12 protein-coding genes are annotated in these 19000 nt (G+C 53.6%); 10 read left to right on the plus strand and 2 right to left on the minus strand.

Features of this window, described 5'->3' with window-relative positions; genetic code table 11:
* Positions 1-16 precede the first annotated feature (16 nt).
* Positions 17-514, plus strand: coding sequence for a hypothetical protein (locus ABLQ08_RS14015; RefSeq protein WP_352943297.1), 498 nt, complete (start codon positions 17-19; stop codon positions 512-514).
* A 734-nt stretch (positions 515-1248) separates the two neighbouring features.
* Here ABLQ08_RS14015 and ABLQ08_RS14020 read toward each other — a convergent pair.
* Positions 1249-3492 carry a hypothetical protein gene (locus tag ABLQ08_RS14020; protein WP_352944393.1) on the minus strand — a complete coding sequence of 748 codons (2244 nt, stop codon included), beginning with the start codon at positions 3490-3492 and terminating at the stop codon, positions 1249-1251.
* Between the two features lie 988 nt (positions 3493-4480).
* On the opposite strand from ABLQ08_RS14020, the gene ABLQ08_RS14025 reads away from it, so the two are divergent.
* The gene (locus ABLQ08_RS14025; protein ID WP_352943300.1) at positions 4481-6028 is read left to right on the plus strand and encodes a Fic family protein; all 1548 of its coding nucleotides are present in this window, start codon (positions 4481-4483) and stop codon (positions 6026-6028) included.
* 445 nt (positions 6029-6473) lie between these two features.
* Here ABLQ08_RS14025 and ABLQ08_RS14030 read toward each other — a convergent pair whose 3' ends face one another.
* Positions 6474-7148 carry a thermonuclease family protein gene (locus ABLQ08_RS14030; RefSeq protein ID WP_352943302.1) on the minus strand — a complete coding sequence of 225 codons (675 nt, stop codon included), beginning with the start codon at positions 7146-7148 and terminating at the stop codon, positions 6474-6476.
* Positions 7149-7806: 658 nt separating this feature from the next.
* Between ABLQ08_RS14030 and ABLQ08_RS14035 the strand changes: the two genes are divergently transcribed.
* The 8 genes from ABLQ08_RS14035 (at position 7807) to ABLQ08_RS14070 (ending at position 18509) form a co-directional block, all read left to right on the plus strand.
* Positions 7807-9345, plus strand: a complete 1539-nt coding sequence (locus tag ABLQ08_RS14035; protein WP_352943305.1) for a recombinase family protein — start codon at positions 7807-7809, stop codon at positions 9343-9345.
* Positions 9345-10232, plus strand: coding sequence for a ParB/RepB/Spo0J family partition protein (locus ABLQ08_RS14040; RefSeq protein ID WP_352943307.1), 888 nt, complete (start codon positions 9345-9347; stop codon positions 10230-10232). The genes ABLQ08_RS14035 and ABLQ08_RS14040 overlap by 1 nt, the downstream gene beginning before the upstream one ends.
* Positions 10229-11137 (plus strand): plasmid partitioning protein RepB C-terminal domain-containing protein, encoded by a 909-nt coding sequence (locus ABLQ08_RS14045; RefSeq protein ID WP_352943310.1) that lies wholly within the window; start codon positions 10229-10231, stop codon positions 11135-11137. The genes ABLQ08_RS14040 and ABLQ08_RS14045 overlap by 4 nt, the downstream gene beginning before the upstream one ends.
* 286 nt (positions 11138-11423) lie before the next feature.
* Complete coding sequence (locus ABLQ08_RS14050; RefSeq protein WP_352943312.1) at positions 11424-12656, plus strand: SIR2 family NAD-dependent protein deacylase; 1233 nt, start codon at positions 11424-11426, stop codon at positions 12654-12656.
* On the plus strand, positions 12653-14434 hold the full coding sequence (locus ABLQ08_RS14055) for an ATP-binding protein (protein WP_352943315.1): 1782 nt from the start codon (positions 12653-12655) through the stop codon (positions 14432-14434). The genes ABLQ08_RS14050 and ABLQ08_RS14055 overlap by 4 nt, the downstream gene beginning before the upstream one ends.
* On the plus strand, positions 14434-14646 hold the full coding sequence (locus ABLQ08_RS14060; RefSeq protein WP_352944394.1) for a KTSC domain-containing protein: 213 nt from the start codon (positions 14434-14436) through the stop codon (positions 14644-14646). Before ABLQ08_RS14055 ends, ABLQ08_RS14060 begins: the two co-directional genes overlap by 1 nt.
* Before the next feature lie 120 nt (positions 14647-14766).
* Complete coding sequence (locus tag ABLQ08_RS14065) at positions 14767-15894, plus strand: metallophosphoesterase family protein (protein ID WP_352943317.1); 1128 nt, start codon at positions 14767-14769, stop codon at positions 15892-15894.
* Entirely contained in the window at positions 15891-18509 is a 2619-nt protein-coding gene (locus ABLQ08_RS14070) for an AAA family ATPase (RefSeq protein WP_352943319.1), read from the plus strand. Before ABLQ08_RS14065 ends, ABLQ08_RS14070 begins: the two co-directional genes overlap by 4 nt.
* Positions 18510-19000: the final 491 nt, after the last annotated feature.

The raw sequence follows: 19000 nt of genomic DNA on the forward strand, positions 1-19000 counted from the left end.
AGTTGCAGGAGTAGCCATGCAATCAAGACTTGCTAAGTTCATCTTAATTTTTATTTCGTGTCTCTCGGCATGTCCAAGTCCTGGGTCGTCCCAAACCGTACTTGAATCGTTCATTGCTTCACAGAACCCGTGTGACGGATTGAAGTTCAGGGCAGGATTTCTTTCGGGTGGGATTAACTATCTCAAAGAAGTTCGGCTGCCCAAAGTGACGATCTCGTTAACCGGAGACGAACTATCGATCGCCGCGAACGGAACACTCGCGTGCAGAACCTCTGACAAGGGGGTTGTAAAGGGCGATGCTTCGGCGCAAATCGAGTTAGAGATTGTAGCAGATCTCTCCAAATGCAGCATTCAGACACTGCGTGTACGCCTAGGTAATTTTGGTGGCACTTTTGGTGAAGCTATAAGCGCGTTTTCCGATCAGATTGAACAAACCATTGCGAATGAAGTCAGAAAAGCGGCCGTTAATTCCTGTGAAGACATTTCAAACGCGTCGATCGGGGCAAGGCAGTGAAAAATGGAACGACGCCCAAACCTGGGCCAGTATACGAGGAAACGTCATATGACACGCTTTGGAGTTGGATCGCCTGGTCTCTTATCGCTTTCGGATGCCTGGTGATTGTTTTCCTTGCGACTGGAAGTCGTTCGATTTTCCCTGATGAGAACTCTCTTAATCAAGACGATGTGAAGGCGTCTGCTGGGCTCATCGGGGCACTTGGAAGCTCCATTGGACTTGCTGCCCTAGGATTGATCCTTGGGTCGTTCGTGAAATCTACAGAGTCCAGCCGTACGTTCCCATGGCCTCGTCTGGAAAAGGTTGAAAGTAAAAAACGCAATGCGCTTGTAGCCGCAATCGCTCTCGCACTCACGATCATTGTTCCGGTTGGGTCTTTGACTGCTTCACTGGTCGTCTACGTCAGTAAAAGTGAGATAGCGGATTGGGATGCGACGACTCCGCTGTCTGACGGCTTTATCGGCAGTAGGTTGACTGCAATACAAACAAACTGTGACAGCCAGCCCTGCTTCAGAATATCCCCGAAGGATAGCGTACCTCCTTTTGCGTTTCAGTGGTTCGTTTTGTCCGACGTCGTACTTCTGGTGTCTGTCGTTTTTGCGGTGGTTGCTTGGAGTCTTTGGGGGTACAGGTCCATTTGTGTACGGAATAAAACCAACTAGGCTACGCATCATAGATCGTACCATATGGCACGATATGCGAATCCAGGAGCAATCGAGATGTCGTAAAACCCTTCACGCCACATCCCATACTTGATTTAGAATCCTTGCCGCGATTTCTGCTTTATCTTGCGGTAAAAAACGCCCGTAATGTTTCGCTACCATTTCCGGCGTGTCCTGTATCGCGTAACTTGCCTGCTCGTACGATCCGGTCTGCTTGAGAATGTGTGTCGCAAGAACGTCACGGATGTTATGCGGCCCGTGAGGCAACAAACCTTTGATCGCGCCTCGCCCTGTCCACGGATTGTATATGCCATAACGCTGGATAGCCGTTCGCCAAGCCTCGAAAAAGGTGTTCTGAGAGTAAGCGGCATTGGTGCTAGTGATTTTCGCCGTCTTGACAAAAAACGTGTCAGGGTCCGTCGCGGGGCCAATAAGGCGCGAGCGGTGTCTGTCGATCCAGGCATCGATCAACTCGTAGAGCTGACCAAGATCAGGCAGGATTAATCGGAATGGCTTCGACCCAAAGAAAGAAGAGTGCGCATTCTTAAAGGCAACAGAAGGAATTAGGATTTCCCACCCTCCGTCGTGAGCGCTCCAACGGAGTTCGCCTCGTTTTGCGTTTTCCAGTTTTCTTTCCGAGGTTGGTTGGCTGCCAGGCTTGCAAAGCAAGAGTTCTCTCAAGTTTTTCTGACGCAACCCCGTATGCAAGCCAACGCGCAAGAGGAGGAAGGCTCTCACTGCTTCTGCTGCCGCCCGGGGGTGACGTTTCTCATCTGGCATTCGGAGCAGGATTTCTTCCGTGATCTTCCTGTATTCTCCAACTGGGCTCGGAGCTTCTAAAACTGGCATGATTGGTTCAAAAGGGTCGCGGTGGATTTTCGCGACGCGTTCGATTTCCTTCTTTCGTCGACGTGCATGCGTGAACATTCGGTCACAGGCGGCTGACCAGTCAGCTTGCACTTCGGCAATATCTGGTGCCGAAATTAAACCTTCGATCACTTGAAGGTTGGCTGCAATGCGCGGCGTTTGTCGCAACCATCCGGTTTCTTCTCGACATAGAGCGGCGGCGATTGACAGCATATCGATTTCCCAGGAGGTGAAAAAACCTCGGCGTCGTTCGCGCCAATGCAGATACCAGTCCCACACTTGAGGGAAGACCATTAACGCGAAAGTCAGAACTTCCGGATCGACACCGAAGCCTTGAACCTCGCCCTCGGCGGAAGCAGTGAAAGCTCCGAAGAATAATCCGAAGTGTTCGACCTTTTGTGAAGCGGTCTCAGCGCCCCATACACCATTTCGCTGCTGGCCAAACGCCGCGAAAGTTGCCGTCTTGAAGCGCAGAATTTCCGCCATTTCATCGTTCAGGCGTTTCGGAGCATCCACAATATCTGAAGCGTCCGAAGAGCGGTTACCCGACACTTTTCGCTGCGGACCTGCAACACAGTTGAAACGCACCGCGTATCGCTGTCGAATGGCTGCTGCCTGAAAACGACGATATTCCGTCGAGCCGCTGATGATCACTGTTCGCACCCAAGAGAGAATTTCCGTTTGTTCGGAACGTGGTCTTCGTCTGAAATCATCCGGCAGATGCCAAACCAGTCGACGGCGTTCAGCTGGGGTCATTTCGTCCAACTCACAGTTGGTTGTTGGTGCAGCGGTAGCTCTGGCAATTTTGGAAAAGTATCCCTCAGGGAGGCGATATCGACGTTCGATACGGCTCAGGATATCCCGGCTGATTTTTGAGGTCGGTACTGTATTTCTGCGTCCCCATCCGACGAAGGTGCTGCGTTTGATGCCGTCGCTGGTCCTGACCACAGAATTATAAAGATGGTAGACGGTTTCCCCGTGGCGCTTGGTATGCAAGCGAAGTGCAGAACCGAAGTTCGATGGCTCATCCCACGCTGTCTCCAGCGGCTCCGGAAATTCTACAACTGGTCGTGGTGGCTTACCTCGACTCTTATTGTCATTGGAGCGGGAAGAGGACGGTCGTCGGTGTAGTTCTCCATTGCGACGCAAGGCACATTCACTCATTCCCTCTAATGTTCCCGGCTTGCGACTTGTGCCCAAATGGAGCGCGTTTTCGGTGACTGACCTGGCTACAGCGTCGAATATTGGTTGAAGACTTGACCTTTCCGTCTTCAACCGGTCGGGGTCCAGTCCTAACCGATCTGCCAGACTCCTGACATCCAATCGACTACCCCGGTACACCGGATACTCATTTTGCTCCAAGAGATCGACTAGATGTCCGCGAAGCACATGTACTTCCTCAGACGTGAATACAGGCACAAGGCGCTTTTCGCAGTAGTTTGCGATCATATGGGAAGTCAGGGCGGAACGTGTTGATTTCATTTATATCTTCCGGCTGTCAAAAGGAGGACGAGCTACAAGAAGACGAAACACAAAGGAAGTGGGGTGGAGGGGAACTCTGTGAATAACAATTCGTTTCAAAGATTGGCCCGCTTCAGACCGAAACCACACGACGACTTGCGATTGCCCGCGAAGTGGATCTAAGCACCTTCTCCGTCTTTTGTGGCCATCGGCTGCAAGTGCCGGGACTATGAGGAAACATGACGGACGATATCGAAGACGGAATGAACAAGCTTGTTGCGGAATGGAATCTGGAGGATTTCGTTCTCAATTTTGAAAGCGACAATCGACTTCGACACAGAATTCAGAAAGGCCTCGACGACGTCACGGCTGGGCAGTTCTCGAAAAAGTCAGTTGCGGATATTGCGGAGGAGGTGCGAACGACTGCGAGATTTATGACCTCCTTCGAAAAAGCAAAAGGTACTTGTCTGCAACATTGATGTTGTTCTCGAAGAGCCGCTCTCAATGGACGACGAATGAACGATCTCGTCGCCCACCGACAACAGTATTTCTGGAATTCGGTAGCAACTGCCACCAAGCCCGGTTTGCCCAACAACCGCAGGCGCTCAATGCATTACAGTGACTGCGAGTCTCGGTAGGATTGATACCTGAAGATTAAGGCTTGTTGCTGATCGACAAGGAATCGGCGTGCTTGGGGCGAAATCGACATTTCCCGTGAAGTGATTGGAGCGAGGTTTTAGGATCTGGAACGGGTGGGGTCTATTGATCCGAGTGCAATTAGATTGTTAAGTAGGAAATGTTAACATACTCGGTCGGTTAAGTGACGAAAGTCCCCACATCCAGCCATGCTCGCTTGTTAAGTTTCGCCGGTCACCGTATTTTACGCGGAGGTTAAGTTTGAAAAATTCACATCCACACTAGCTTAACTTGCAAAAGTCACCGGACCTTCTGGCTTCGTGACCTCTAAGGAGTGAAAGTGCCCGATTTCTCTGAGTTCGTTCTGTCCACCAAGGAAAATTCGCAGCGCGTGTCACGAGCCGTACAATCCCGAAAGCTTCGTCCGCTCGGAAGCCGTCTCCATACAACGCATCTCTCGGGCGATGCTGGAGAACTTGTGAGACGGAACGTTTGGACAATCGCACCGCTTTATTTTCCCGGGGCAGTGATCGCTGATCGAACTGCGTTGGAAATGAAGCCTGCGAACGACGGCACAGTATTCCTAGTGGCCGGTTCAAAACGCGACATCGATTTACCTGGCATCACTCTCCGGGCGAGGAGCGGCGTGGGGCCCATCGAGGGCGACTACCCGTGGCGAGAGGGACTTTATTGCTCATCTCGAGCACGAGCCTTTGTAGAGAATATGATCCCATCCCGCGCCCGTTCTGGCATTGCGCGAACGGCGTCCAAGATTGAGATCGAAGAACACCTCACCAAGTATCTCAGAAACAACGGAGAGGACGGACTCAACCACCTACGCGACCAGATCAGGACCGTTGGCGAAACTCTCGCACTAGAGGACGAAGCCAAAGAACTTGACGCAATGATCGGCACTTTGCTTGGTACCCACGATGCAAAGCTTACCGCACCGTCCGCGATCGCGCATCTGTCTGGTATGCCATTTGATTCGATGCGGGTAGATCTATTCAACGCGATGCATGATGCACTCCGTTCGCAGGCACCACAGTTGTCCAGAACATCGCGTATCGACCAATCCGAGGTCGCTAACTTCGCCTTCTTTGAGTCCTATTTTTCAAACTTCATCGAAGGTACAGAATTCGAGGTCGAAGAAGCTGAAGACATCGTCTTCAACGGTGCCATTCCAGCAGAACGCCCAGCGGACGCCCATGACATCCTTGGTACTTTCGCAGTCGTTTCCCACCTAGAGGATATGAGACGAACTCCTGAGGACTTCGATGATTTTGTCGCGCTCCTGAAGCGGCGTCACACACGTGTCATGGAAGGCAGACCAGACAAGCGGCCGGGCAAATTCAAAGTAGCGGGGAACAGGGCGGGTGCGACGACTTTCGTTCGTCCGGAAGAGGTGGTCGGCACACTTCAGCGCGGCTTCGAAGCTTACCAGCGGCTCGATGCGCCTTTGGATAAGGCGATATTCATGATGTTCCTCGTCGCTGAGGTCCATCCGTTCGCTGATGGAAATGGCCGCGCAGCGCGTATCATGATGAACGCTGAATTGTCGGCCGCGAATGAAACCAGAATCATCATTCCCACAGTCTTTCGCTCCAACTATCTCGAAGGACTTCGATTGATGAGCAATCAGGGTGTGCCATACACGCTTATCAAGACGCTCGACTTCGCACAGCGTTATGCGCAAGCCATAGAGTGGTCGACAATTCCTCGTGCAATATCCTTGCTGAATAAGACAAATGCTTTCGTACTGCCCGAAGTTGGCGATAGCATCGGTATCCGTCTACGGTTGCCAACAGCATCCGACTACGAAGACGAATACGACGGTGGTGACGGCGCTGGAGGCGGGATGGCAGGGGGCCCTGGTACTAAAGGGTAGCTTTGGATCATCGTTCGAAGACGCTGATTTCCAGCAAATGCAACTTCTCAGAATAGGCGACGACTGGGCACTCAGCTAATATTTCCAGCGCATTTAGGCCGGAAGACAAGCGCGTAGGCGGCCTCGGCTGGGATTCCCAATTTTGTCCGCTTGCGCTGCAACCCCTCGAGCACGTTCACGCACTTCCCTTGGGATGCAATCCATCCTGGATAGTAAATTAGGTCAGCTGCATCTGGTGGCAGTTGCTGCCGAATGCCGAGTATTTCGGTGTTGAAAGGTATGTTGCCGTAACTCCAATTGAACGCGGGGTTGAGATGCGTCTTGTCAGGAGCTAGGCATCTAAAATCGACTTCCTCGAAGTTTTTGATATTGAGTTCCTTGTCTTGAAATACTCTGAAGATCTCGTACGGGACACTGGGGCACAATATTTCGACTGGAAAATAAGCTATCTGTTGCCCCACAAAGGCGCGCGCCATCCTGCCTTGATCGCTTCCGCCTCATTACAGAACCAGCGCTCTCCATTCGATGTGTTTATTTTGGTTCTCGAATACCAGGGGGACCAGGGCGCATGATAAATGCGGCCGTTTCGGGAAATGTTGCCTTTGATAGGACATCCTTCCGGCGCCTTTTGTTCGGCCGCTGCCCAACGATTTGCACGATAGTCCCAAGGTGTTTGCGTCTCCGTCTGCCAGATTCCCGCACGTTCAGAACGTGCCGCATCCTCGGCGTCGTTGTAGTCGTCAGAGTACAGTCTGAAGGACCACGCGTGTCCCTGGCGAACCATGGCCTCATTGATGTCGACCGATCCGGTAGAACAGATGCTCAGCGTTCGTCCGTATCCGTCGGTGCCTAGGTTGTTACAGTTGACGTTTCCGCTGCCAACCAATTTCTCCAACGCTTCGATTGCCCGGCGGCCGCACGGCCACGTGCCACCACCTGGATTTTTGCAAGATTGACCTGCTTCCGGAGCATCTATTCCGTAAAGCCGGAGCCTTTGACCGTCGATATCAATAGTATCGCCATCGACTACGTTGACCGAAGCAGCGCTGGCGTCTGGCGTGAGCATTGTTGTCAGAGAAGCTGCGAGTAGAAACAGTGTGGTTCGGACAAATACGGTCATGGACAACGCTCTATGGTTCTGGAACTTTTAATGCGGTTTCAAATCTAAATTTTGTATTTCAGGACGTCGGCTTGGATTTCCGTGTATCAACGTCGGCCACGATCATGAGGAGAAGAACGCGTAATCGAAATTGTTGACTAATCCACAAACTCACACGTTAGCTCGAAATTATTCTGTCAATCTGTTCCAGTGCGGTCGAGAGCACCTCCCTGACCTGAGCTGTCCTTAGCTCAACAATTACGCTCTCTCTCCCGGACATAATTAAAAACGCTTCAAGAACGGCGTCTGAGTGTTGCGACAACATCGCCAGGTGTGGGCCACTTGGTCCGTGTTCAGCGGTCAACCAGTTCGTGACGGTTCGCTCACCAGCTCCAGTCCATCTGCGAACTGTTTTTACAGCCCGGTGGGTTCCTCCAAGTTCACGCCTTAACGCAGTAGCAACGACCGCGGCATAGGCCGCAGAGTCGTACTGAGCGATCTGATTTTCTTGCAAAGAGTTGCGTGTTTTCGGCGACATGTTGCACCCATTCTACCGTTATAATTTACGTGGCAAACGGCCTGCTCAGGGTAAACGTCGAAGCAGGCTCGACCATTTTGAGTACGTTCAGCAAACGGCCGAAGAATGGTGTCTCGAAGATATTCTGATTGGCAAACTGACATGGAACGCGATGCAGAAAGCACTCGCGCTGTCGAATATGTGCGCATGTCGACTGAGCATCAGCGCTATTCAACCGAAAACCAATCGGAAGTTATCCGACGTTATGCCGCGAAGCGGCGCTTAAGCATCATTCGGACCTACACGGATGCTGGGCGAAGCGGACTTAACATCGAAGGTCGGTCCGGCTTAAGGCAATTGATTGCCGATATCGAAAGTGGAAACGCCGACTTTTCGGTCGTCCTGGTTTATGACGTCAGTCGCTGGGGTCGTTTTCAGGACGCCGATGAAAGTGCATTTTACGAGTACCGTTGTCGCCGCGCAGGGGTGAAGGTCGAATATTGCGCAGAGCAATTCGAAAATGATGGCAGCATAGGGTCTGATGTTCAGAAGGTCGTAAAGCGCCGTATGGCCGCTGAATACAGCAGGGAGCTCTCCGTCAAAGTCTTTGCCGGGCAATGTCGCCTGATTGAAATGGGATATCGGCAAGGGGGAATGGCGGGATTCGGCCTCAGACGTGAGCTGCGCGACGAACAAGGTCGACCCAAAGGGATACTTACACGCGGTGAGCAGAAGAGCATTCAGACCGACAGGGTTGTGCTGGTGCCAGGACCATCCGAAGAAGTTGCCATCGTTCGCTGGATTTACAACCGATTTGTTGAAGGAGGTCAGGACGAAGCTTCAATTGCACACGAACTCAACCAGCGCGGTGTGTTGACCGATTTGGGAAGAGCCTGGACGAAAGGCACTGTCCACCAAATCCTCATCAACGAAAAATACATCGGAAATAACGTCTGGAACCATTTTTCGTTCAAGTTAAAACAGCATCGAGTGGCAAACGATCCTTCCATGTGGGTTCGTGCCGATGGTGCCTTCGAAGCCATCGTTGAGCCCACACGCTTTGACGCCGCACGTGCAATTATCGAAGCGCGTTCGCACCATCTGTCAAACGAAGAAATGCTGGAGCTCTTGAAAAGGGTTTACGAACGAACAGGTGTTTTATCCGGCCTCATTATCGACGAGACCGAAGAATGCCCTTCCAGCAAGGCGTACCGGCATCGATTTGGTGGATTGTTGAGGGCTTACAAGCTCATTGGGTACAACCCCGGTCGAGACTACCGTTACATCGAAATAAATAGAGCCTTGAGGCGTCGTTATCCCGAAGCTATTTCAGAGGCAATTAATGGGATTGAGGACGCGGGCGGCTGGGTCCGACGTGATGAAATCACCGACATTCTTACGATAAATGAAGAGTTCACGGTCTCGGTGACAATTAATCGCTGTTTTCAAACGAGTGCGGGTTCACTGCGTTGGAAGGTGCGTCTTGATCGCGGATTGCTTCCGGATCTGACAATCGCGATCCGTATGAACGCGGACAATACCAGCGCTCGAGATTATCTGATCCTGCCAACGTTCGATATGGATGTTGAAGTTTTGAGACTTGGAGAACACAACGGCATTTGGTTCGACGCCTATCAGTTTGAAAGTTTAGGGCCCCTTTTTGAAATGGCTGAACGCCTCTCAATTCTGGAGGCTGCCTAATGTCTGATACGTCTGTCCCCCAAATCGAACTCATTCCGATTGATCGAGTCTCGATCCTGAACCCAAGGGCTCGCAACAAAAAGATTTTTCGCGAGATTGTTTCCAGCATCCAAGAAGTGGGGCTTAAACGCCCAATCACCGTCACCAGGCGGGACGGGGCGGAAGGTCCGGGATTCGAGCTGGTTTGCGGGCAAGGGCGCCTGGAGGCCTTTCTGGAACTGGGCCAGTCTGAGATCCCGGCGATCATCATCGAAGCGGATACACAGACAAGCCTTGTCAAAAGTCTGGTCGAGAATTGTGCGCGCCGTCAGCACCAGGCTATCGATTTGGTCCGTGATATCGAGGGAATGAAGGTGCGGGGGTACTCTGAAGTCGAAATTGGTCGAAAAACAGGCTTATCAGTCGAATACGTCAAAGGAATAGGGAAGCTTTTACAGCAAGGAGAGCAACGACTACTGCGGTCCGTCGAAGCCGGACATATTCCCATCAGTGTAGCAGTCGAAATTGCCGATGCGGATGACGATGGCATCCAGAATGCGCTTCAGAACGCCTATGAAAAGAACATCCTCAGGGGACGGAAGTTGCTCATTGCAAAGAAGGTGGTCGAAAGCCGTCATCGTCGAGGGAAGGGGATGCTAGGCAGCAACAAGAAAAAGAAAGATGTGACCTCTGAAACCCTGGTTCGAGCCTACCAAGAGGACACGGACAGAAAAAAACTCCTCATTCGAAAAGCAGACGCAACGCGCAATCGCTTGATATTTATAGCTCATGCTATCCGCGAACTCCTTCTGGACGAGGAGTTTGTGGAGGTGCTCAAAATGGAAAAACTTGACACCGTGCCCAAAAAGCTAGCCGCTCGCATGGAGCGGCAGGGGCTAACACGATGAGCAAAAGTGCAACTCGACAGGTACGTTATGCCTTCGAGAAAGAGCCAGTTACGCTTACGATCTCCAAAATTACACCGCTTCGGATTGTCGCGGAGAGTGTGAAAAAGACCGCGAAATACGCCCAGATAAAATCTTCGGTTTTCTATTCAGGTCTGGCAGAGCCTCCTGTCGTTGCACCCGACAAGAGTGACGCCGGCAAGTTTTTGTTGTTGGACGGCCACATTCGGATAGCCGTCCTGCAAGATCTTGGAATTGAAGAAGTTACCTGTCTAATTGCAACTGATGACGAAGCGTACACGTACAACAAGCGCGTGAACCGCCTGGCAATCATTCAGGAACATCAGATGATCCTCAAGGCAATCGAGAAGGGGGTTGCAGAGGAGGTTTTAGCGCGGGTGTTGAACGTCAATATTCAGAACATCAAAACGAAGCGTCGTCTCCTTCGAGGAATCTGTTCCGAAGTTGTGGAACTCCTGAAGGACAAACATGTCCCGATTAACACCTTCAGGGAGCTAAGGAAAATGAAGTCGCTTCGTCAGATCGAGGCAGCCCAGCTCATGATAGCGATGAATAAGTTTTCCTACACATACGCAAAATCCTTAGTCGGAGCGACACCGCCTTCCCAGCTATCCGATGAAACTAATCCGAAGAAGATAAACGGGCTATCTGAGGAACAGATTGCGCTCATGGAGCAGGAGTCCGCTCAGCTTGACCGGGAGTTTCACCTGCTCGAGGAAACTTACGGTCAAGACCATCTCGACCTCGTGATTGCCACCGGTTACGTGAAGCGATTGATCGAGAACGCGCGCGTCGTCCGATACCTCGCGCAAAACTTCCCTGAACTTCTGACAGAGTTTCAAAAAATAACGGAACTTGGGGAAAGCGCCAAAGAGGCTAGACGGTGAGGTCGAATTGCGCCTGTAGGTGACCGCAAATTCTTACCTAGATCGGTCCTTATATTATGACGAGGCCCGGGGAGCGGGCTTGCGCGCCCATATCGATCGTTGTCACCTCTCAATGCGTCCCCGTTAGCAGACCTTCCTAACTCAGCGAGAAATGACTGAAGTGCACTCCGCCGTTAAGTTCGTCAAATAGTGACTGGCGGTTCGCTGAACAGACTTTTCCAAGGCCCCGGGGCTCACTTCAGATCGCGTCCTCTTGACCGCCCCATCGCAACACGGCACAAGGAACATGGGGTTGCAATATTGTGGGGGACACTTGAGCGTAAGTTTTCACAATCCGGATCAGTACATGGCATCACTGCGCACAATCATAGCGCAGGGACGAAAGCGCGTCGGCCTCTTGGTTGGCGCCGGAGCTCCGGCGGGTATCGCAAATGCTGACGGTACACGCCCGCTGATTCCGGCGGTTGCCGGGTTAACCGAATTGGTGCTGAAGGAAATTGAACCGACTTATGGGCCCCAAATCAAAGGGCTCCAAGCGGATCTCGTCAAACACGATATCGAGACGTTGCTCTCTCGCATTCGCTCCCTCAGCAGCGTTATCGGTAAAACTAAGGTCCACGGCCTCGACGGTGAAGGCTATCGGCAAATGGCTGAGGCAATTTGCGCCCAAATCGGTGAAATCGTTCAGGTGCGTCTTCCGAGCGGTCCAACCGCATACGGTGAGCTCGTCAGCTGGATTACCGGCGCGCCTCGGATACATCCCGTTGAGATATTCACAACTAACTATGATCTTCTGTTCGAGGAAGCATTCGAACGAGTCCGTGCGCCTTACTTCGATGGCTTCACCGGTGCACGCGAGGCATTTTTTGATCCGGCATCGGTGTCTGGCGACCAACTTTCAGCTCGCTGGACGCGTCTATGGAAGATCCATGGCTCTCTTGGTTGGAAAGCAAATGCTCACGGCGAAGTGGTTCGCACAGGCCAGACAGACGTCACTCACCTGATTTTTCCAGAACATTTGAAATACGATCAGACGCAAAAGGCACCTTATGCGGCGCTACTCGACCGTCTGCGTAGCTTCCTCGCAACTGAAGACACGCTCTTGGTGTCCATCGGATTCTCTTACGCTGACGCGCACATCGCAGCACGGATCGACGAGGCACTGGCCGCGAACCCGGCCGCAAGCTTGTTCGCGTTCCAGTTTCAGACGCTCGACAAGGAGGTTAGTGCGGTCGAACTAGCGGCGCGGCGACCAAATTTTAGCGTCTACGCGCGTGACAAGGCAGTCATAAATGGCGTCGCGGCTAAATGGCAAGCACCCGGCGAACTTCCCACAAAGGATTGGGGGCCGATTCGCAATAGTTACTGGGCTGCGGCTAAAGCCGGAGGTGATCCCGAGTTCAAACTCGGTGCGATCGAAGAGTTCGCTCGCTTCTTTGCTAATTCACAAACGCCTCAAGCGTTTGACATACCACCCGCGCCAACGGCCGTTGGTGCTGAACCTGCTGAAAGCACATGACCATTCCTACGTTCCTTGGCCGTGTCGGGAGTGTCGCTGGCTCAGCCTTGAGCGTGCGGCAGGCCGAGTCGGTCGCTTCGGGTATCGCCATCATTGATGGTCGTAGCTATAGGGTTGGTCAGGTGGGAAGTTTCGTTCGCATTCCGCAAGGTTATCATGACCTTTACGGTGTCATCTCAGAGGTGGGGGCGCAAGCCACGCCCGAAGCATTCGTTGATGCGCGTCAAAGGGGCGAGAGTTGGATGACTGTCCAACTGGTTGGCGAGATCGTCGAAACCAGCTTCGAACGGGGGATCAGTCAGTATCCCGGTATCAATGACGAGGTTCATCTCGTAACTGAAGAAGATCTTGGTCGCATTTATGGCGCGAGTGAGGATGGTCAGATCACTATAGGGAGGTTAGCAGGGGCCGAGAGCATTCCGGTCCGCATCGACCTCGACCGACTGGTCACACGTCATTGTGCCGTGCTCGGCTCTACTGGTTCAGGCAAGTCGACGACCATCTCCAGTCTTTTGCGATCGATTTGCCTCTCGGATGGGGGACAACGCAGCTCCGGTGCACGCATCCTGCTAATTGATATCCACGGAGAATATGGCGATGCGCTGAAAGCTGTAGCGCAGGTGTTCCGAGTGAATCCCTCCGATGACGAGCAGCCGCTCCACGTTCCCTATTGGGCGCTCGATACTCAAGTCTTGCTGGACTTCCTGATGGGTCCTATGAGCGAAACAGCTTTCACCGGAGTGCTAGACAGAATCCAAGCAGCAAAGCTCAGGGTAGCTGCTGGTGTCGCAGGCGTCGATGTCAACGCGCTTACGATCAATACACCGCTGCCATATAGCCTAAAGCAACTCTGGGCCGATCTGGTCGACCCAGAATACAAGACGTGGGCCAATAAGGAGAGGACAGAGCGAGCGATTGAAGAAGAAGGAGACGCTGAGACTCTGAAGTTGCCACGTTATCAGGCACCGGGGCCGGGCAGCGCTTTGCCGGACATTAACCAGACCAATGTCCTTGGCATAAAACGGCAATTGACGCAGATGCGGTCTCGATTGCTCGATCGGCAATATGACTTCATGCTTCATCCCGGCGACTGGGAACCGAATCTTGCAGGTAAGTCAGTGATGGATTTGCCGGAACTGCTAGAAGCTTGGTTCGGACATGACAAACCGATCACGGTGCTCGATTTGTCCGGCGTTCCGAGTCAGGTTCTGTTGAGGCTCATCGGGGGCATACTGAACATCACCTATGAAGCGATGTTCTGGGGACGCAACTTTCCGGAGGGCGGCCGCAGCCGACCAGAGCTTGTGGTAATGGAGGAAGCGCACCGCTTTCTGGGTAAAGATACCGAGAACCCGGCACGCGATATGGTTCAACGCATTGTCAAGGAGGGGCGCAAGTTCGGTGTCGGCGCCATGATCGTGAGTCAGCGACCCTCGGAGATTGATGAAACCATTCTATCTCAATGCGGCACTTTGTTTGCCCTGCGCCTTTCGAACAGCGCGGACCAGGGGAAAGTAAAGGCAGCGTTGCCGGATAGTCTGAACGGGCTTGTAGATACCCTTCCCGTGCTACGGACGGGCGAGGCGATCATAATGGGCGAAGCCGCTAGGTTACCTATCCGTTGCAGGATTAACTTGCCACCCGAGGGGGAGCGGCCATCGAGCGAGGATCCCAAGGTGAGCGCTGCCTGGGCTAAGATTCGAGCAGAGGAGGACTATGAACGGCTCGTGGCCGCATGGCGATCCCAGGATCCGAAATGGGGACAGGAGAAGAAATGATGTATCGTCAACCCGTCAGTTCAAGCAATATCGCTTCCATTGGATATGATGAGGCGACGCAGACTCTTGAGATCGAGTTTCTCGATAACAGTGTCTATCAGTATTTCAACGTTCCAGCGAATATTTATGAAGCAATAATGGCCGCTCCTTCACATGGCGTTTTTCTTAACGCAAACATCAAGGGCCAATTCGCGTATGAGCGAATATGCTAGTCGATTCTGATGACCTAGGTAGTGAATACTCAATGCTGGATCTAAGATTTCGCGCTTTCCTTCGAAATTCACCGCCGCTACGCTTCCTAGCGAATGTCCCAATGCTCGCCGGTACAACCCTTGTTCAGCTTTATTCACTCGTCTGACCTCCACCTCGGAAAGCCTTTCGGTCGGTTTGGGGAGGATCTTCGCGCCCGTTTGCGGGAGGCGCGGCATCAGAAAATCGCCCGCCTCGCAGCGGTGGCTCGCGATGCAGGTGCGCGGCATGTCCTACTGGCCGGCGACACGTTCGATGCCGAAACCCCTTCACCCCAGATCGTCCGCCAGGCCATTCGCGCCTTCGCTCGGGAAAAGAAAATCACCTGGGTCATCCTTCCTGGAAACCACGACAGCTTGCTCGCGACGGAACTCTGGGCACGGTTCAGAAAAGAATGCCCCGAGAATGTTATCCTCGCTCTACAAGAAGGCGTGCTCAACCTCGAACAGGGGGTCGAACTTCTCGTCGCTCCCTGTCCCGTAAGACACGCGGGCCGCGATCTAACGGAATGGATGGATGCAGCCGAAACCAAACCAGGGGCGCTGCGCATTGGATTGGCACACGGGCCAATCCAGGGTTTCAGTGAGGAGGATGCTCCCCTTGATATCATCGCCCCCGATCGCGCCCGCCGCGCCCGACTCGATTATCTCGCGCTTGGCGACTGGCATGGGCGATTGGCGGTCGGTCCTAATTGCCATTACCCCGGCGCCCCCGAGGCAGACAGTTTTAGGCATGACCAGACAAGTTGCGCATTACAAGTCGAGATAGAGTCACCCGGTGCGGTACCGAAAGTGAACGAGGTTGAAACCGGTGACATGCGTTGGCTCGGTCTCGAACTCGACTTTAGACCCGGAGATGACGCGAAGAGGCGGCTCGAACGCGTCTTGCCGCCTCCGGAACACAGGCGTGACACCCTTGTCGAACTGATAGCGCTCGGAAGACTGTCTTTGTCTGAAAGAGCGCGCCTCGACCATGCCATCTCAGACCTCTCTGACGACTTCGGGAGCTTCGAGGCTGATCTCGGTCGGCTCGACCTGGATCACGAGACTGCGGACCTTGACGAAATCGATCCAGAATCTGGCGCGCTTCGTACCGCAGCGGATCGCTTACGAGCCGGGGCAGAGGATAATGAGATCGATGCGGAGGAACGTCGTGTGAAGCGAGCTGCGCTGGCCCGCCTCTATGGGTATGCATTGGAGGTGCGACAATGAAGATCCGCGCAATCACTCTGCACAACGTTCGCCGTTTCGCCGCACAGACTGCACGGCTTTCCGGAATATCGGACGGTGTAACCACCATTTGCGAGCCTAACGAGACCGGTAAGTCTACCTTCTTCGACGCACTTCACGCGCTCTTCTTCATCGACCATAAGGCCAATACCGCCGAACTTCGTACTCTACAACCGTATTCGAAGGGCCCTGTCGAAATCGCTGTCGAGATCGAGACTGAAGGAGGAAGGTTTCGAATTGAGAAGAAATTCCTTTCTTCAAAGTCTGCCGTAGTGACCAACCTTGCGAGCGAAGCCATCATCGCTCAGGAAGGTGAGGCCGAGGCCTGGATCTCCAAGACGATAGGCGCTGAAATGTCTGGTCCGGCAGGCCTTCTCTGGGTCAGACAAGGCGTAACCGGGTTTGGGCCCAACGGTACCGGACAGACCGAAAAGCGTGAACGCGAACGCCTTCGCGAGGCGCGCCAAAGTCTGATGTCCACCGTCGCTGGCCAGATCGACAGCGTGACCGGTGGTCGCCGCATGGACGAGATCATGAAAGCGGTCTCTGAGGATCTCGACAATCTTGCAACGAAAAACCTCAGCGCCAAGAGCAACGGCGAATGGGGCAAAGCGAAGCGTCTTGCCGAAGACCTATCGGCCGAGCATGATCAATTGGAATCTCAGGTCACAGCGTTGTCTAAGGCACTGCGTCGACGGAGTGAAATTCGACGTAAGCTCGACGATCAGAGCGCTGTAGAAACTCAAGCGGCCCGAAAGGCGGAACTTGCACACCTCAATGAACAACTAGAGAAGGCCCAGCAGCACGCCAAGTTGGTCTCCGACGCTGAACGCGACCTGACGTTCACCGAACTGATGCTTAAATCCATCAAGGACAAGATTGCTGAGCGTAGCCGGCACGTAGCACGCCGCCAGCGCCTGGTCGAAGATGCCGAAAAAGCTGCTAAAATGCTTGAAGAACTCAAAGCCGCAGCGGCTTCCACCCAAGAGTCCTTTGGTAAGGCCGAAAGGTATCATGAAGCGACGGCAGATGTATTGCGTCGCGCTCGCGACGTGGAGCGCAAGGCGGCTCGCGCGCGCGAGATCTCTGCCAATCTTCGCCGACGCGAAGAAATCAGTCGGCTTCTGGAGCGCGTCGCCAGCGTTGAAGTCGAACTAAAGGAAGCCCGCGAGGCTCTAAAAGCCAACCCACTGACCGCAGCCGCCTTCGCTGAGATTGAGCACCACGAGCGCGAGATCTCAAAAGTGCAGGCTCGCCGTGATGCTGGTGCCACGACCCTTCAGATGTCATACGCCGGTTCCGCGCGGGCTTCTATCTCTGGTGCTGATATCGAAGGGGATCGCACTATTCCTGTTTATGTAGAAACCTTGATTGACCTGCCTGATATTGGATGCATGACCCTCTCGCCTGCTGTGGAGGGAGGGGATCAAATCGATACCGATACACTTCGCGCGCAGCTCGACGACATGCTCCGTAAGGTTGGCTGTGTGGATACCACCGCAGCCCGGGCCATGGTGCGCGCCAATTCCGAGGCGAAAAGCAAAGAAGCCTCAGCGCTTGCCGCGCTCAATGCCCTCGTTCCCGACGGAACGGACGAAATTCGCCGCGAGCTCGCCGATTTGCCCAAGCGAGGAGAGGTGCAGGAACTCCCGAAAGAAAATCTAGACCTGCCTTCGGTCTCTGAGGCTGAGGCTGCGGAGGAGGAAACACGTCGTGCCCTTCGGGATGCGCGAGCAACGCGGGACGAAAGCGCCAATGACCTACTCGAGGCCAAGACAACCCATCGGCTTGCACACGACGCTCTTGCGCAATTCGACAAAGATGCCCAGTCAGCGCCCAAAGAAGATCTTGAAACTCCGCTGAAAGACGCCGAGGTGAAAGTCGCGAGGGCGGAAGAAACACGTGCCGCCCTGGTGTCGGCTGCGCCAGACGTCGAGGCACTCGAAGCGGATCGTGACCGGCTGTCATCAGCGCTTCGGGTCGCACAGGAAGAGCGGAGCAGCGCCCGGGAAGAACTCAGTCAACTCGACGGCGAGATCGGAGCCCGGGCTGATGATGGAGTCGAGGTCCGTCTCGAGGAAGTTCGAGGTGAACTTCAGGAGGCTGTTGCACGGGAAGCCCGTTACGCCTTCGAAGTGAAGATCCTTGCAACGCTCCGCGATGAACTCGATCGTGCGCGTAGCGAGGCGCGGGATGCCTATTTCGAGCCGGTCAAACGTGAACTCATACCCTTGATTGCCATGCTGCACGAAGGCGCCGAATTGGAGATGGACCCAGAAACCATGTTGCCGGCGCGTATTCGACGCGGCCTCGTTGTCGAGGAAATCGATGTTCTCAGCGGTGGGGCGATTGAGCAGATCGCGATTCTGACCCGGCTGGCGTTTGCAAGGCTCTATGCCCGACAGGGTAGGCAGGTACCAGTGATCCTTGACGACGCCTTGGTACATTCGGATGACGATCGGATCGTCCGGATGTTCACGGCTCTCACCCGAATCTCGCGCGACCAGCAAATCATTGTCTTCACTTGCCGCAACCGCGCGTTTGAGGAGCTTGGCGGGCATCGCCCGCGCATCGAGGTCGAAACAACAAAGCGCTGACTTGAGCTGTTACCACTCCCGCGGCTTTCTGGGCCTTTCCTCATTAACAAATACTTTCTGTTGACCAGGGCAAACTTGGAAATCAGCCCATAGAATACTCGCACAAAGATCTGGTGTGCAGAGATGGTGGATCGCCTATCACGATCCCTACTGCCGCAGAGGCGACCCGTGCAGGGCCAGAGATGTCGGACAGAATTATGTTTCGTGGGGAGCCGCCTGAAAACGAAACACTTCGATATCGGTATCAAAGAAGACTGAGGATCAGTCCAGCGAGTTTGCCCCTCGCAATTTGTTGTCCTCTAATGGTTGCATATCGACTCTCTGCACTTCGCCTCTGCGGCAGTCTAAGTCGGTGATTAGTAGGGAGACAATGTCATGGGCATGGTGCACCATGTTTTGTCCCATGCGAAAAACAGTCCTCAACAGAATCTTGGGATTGCTTCGTTTCACTTCTGTACCTATGGTTTTGATTGGAGTTGCGAGCGCGAAGA

This window comes from Roseibium sp. SCP14, assembly GCF_040329475.1.
Lineage (GTDB): Bacteria > Pseudomonadota > Alphaproteobacteria > Rhizobiales > Stappiaceae > Roseibium.

Excerpts from the sequence above, each read along its gene's own strand:
- ABLQ08_RS14050 (WP_352943312.1), top strand. The coding sequence starts at position 11,424 with ATGGGGTTGCAATATTGTGGGGGACACTTGAGCGTAAGTTTTCACAAT.
- ABLQ08_RS14030 (WP_352943302.1), bottom strand. The coding sequence starts at position 7,148 with ATGACCGTATTTGTCCGAACCACACTGTTTCTACTCGCAGCTTCTCTG.
- ABLQ08_RS14060 (WP_352944394.1), top strand. The coding sequence starts at position 14,434 with ATGTATCGTCAACCCGTCAGTTCAAGCAATATCGCTTCCATTGGATAT.
- ABLQ08_RS14045 (WP_352943310.1), top strand. The coding sequence starts at position 10,229 with ATGAGCAAAAGTGCAACTCGACAGGTACGTTATGCCTTCGAGAAAGAG.
- ABLQ08_RS14055 (WP_352943315.1), top strand. The coding sequence starts at position 12,653 with ATGACCATTCCTACGTTCCTTGGCCGTGTCGGGAGTGTCGCTGGCTCA.
- ABLQ08_RS14040 (WP_352943307.1), top strand. The coding sequence starts at position 9,345 with ATGTCTGATACGTCTGTCCCCCAAATCGAACTCATTCCGATTGATCGA.
- ABLQ08_RS14020 (WP_352944393.1), bottom strand. The coding sequence starts at position 3,492 with ATGATCGCAAACTACTGCGAAAAGCGCCTTGTGCCTGTATTCACGTCT.
- ABLQ08_RS14070 (WP_352943319.1), top strand. The coding sequence starts at position 15,891 with ATGAAGATCCGCGCAATCACTCTGCACAACGTTCGCCGTTTCGCCGCA.
- ABLQ08_RS14035 (WP_352943305.1), top strand. The coding sequence starts at position 7,807 with ATGGAACGCGATGCAGAAAGCACTCGCGCTGTCGAATATGTGCGCATG.
- ABLQ08_RS14015 (WP_352943297.1), top strand. The coding sequence starts at position 17 with ATGCAATCAAGACTTGCTAAGTTCATCTTAATTTTTATTTCGTGTCTC.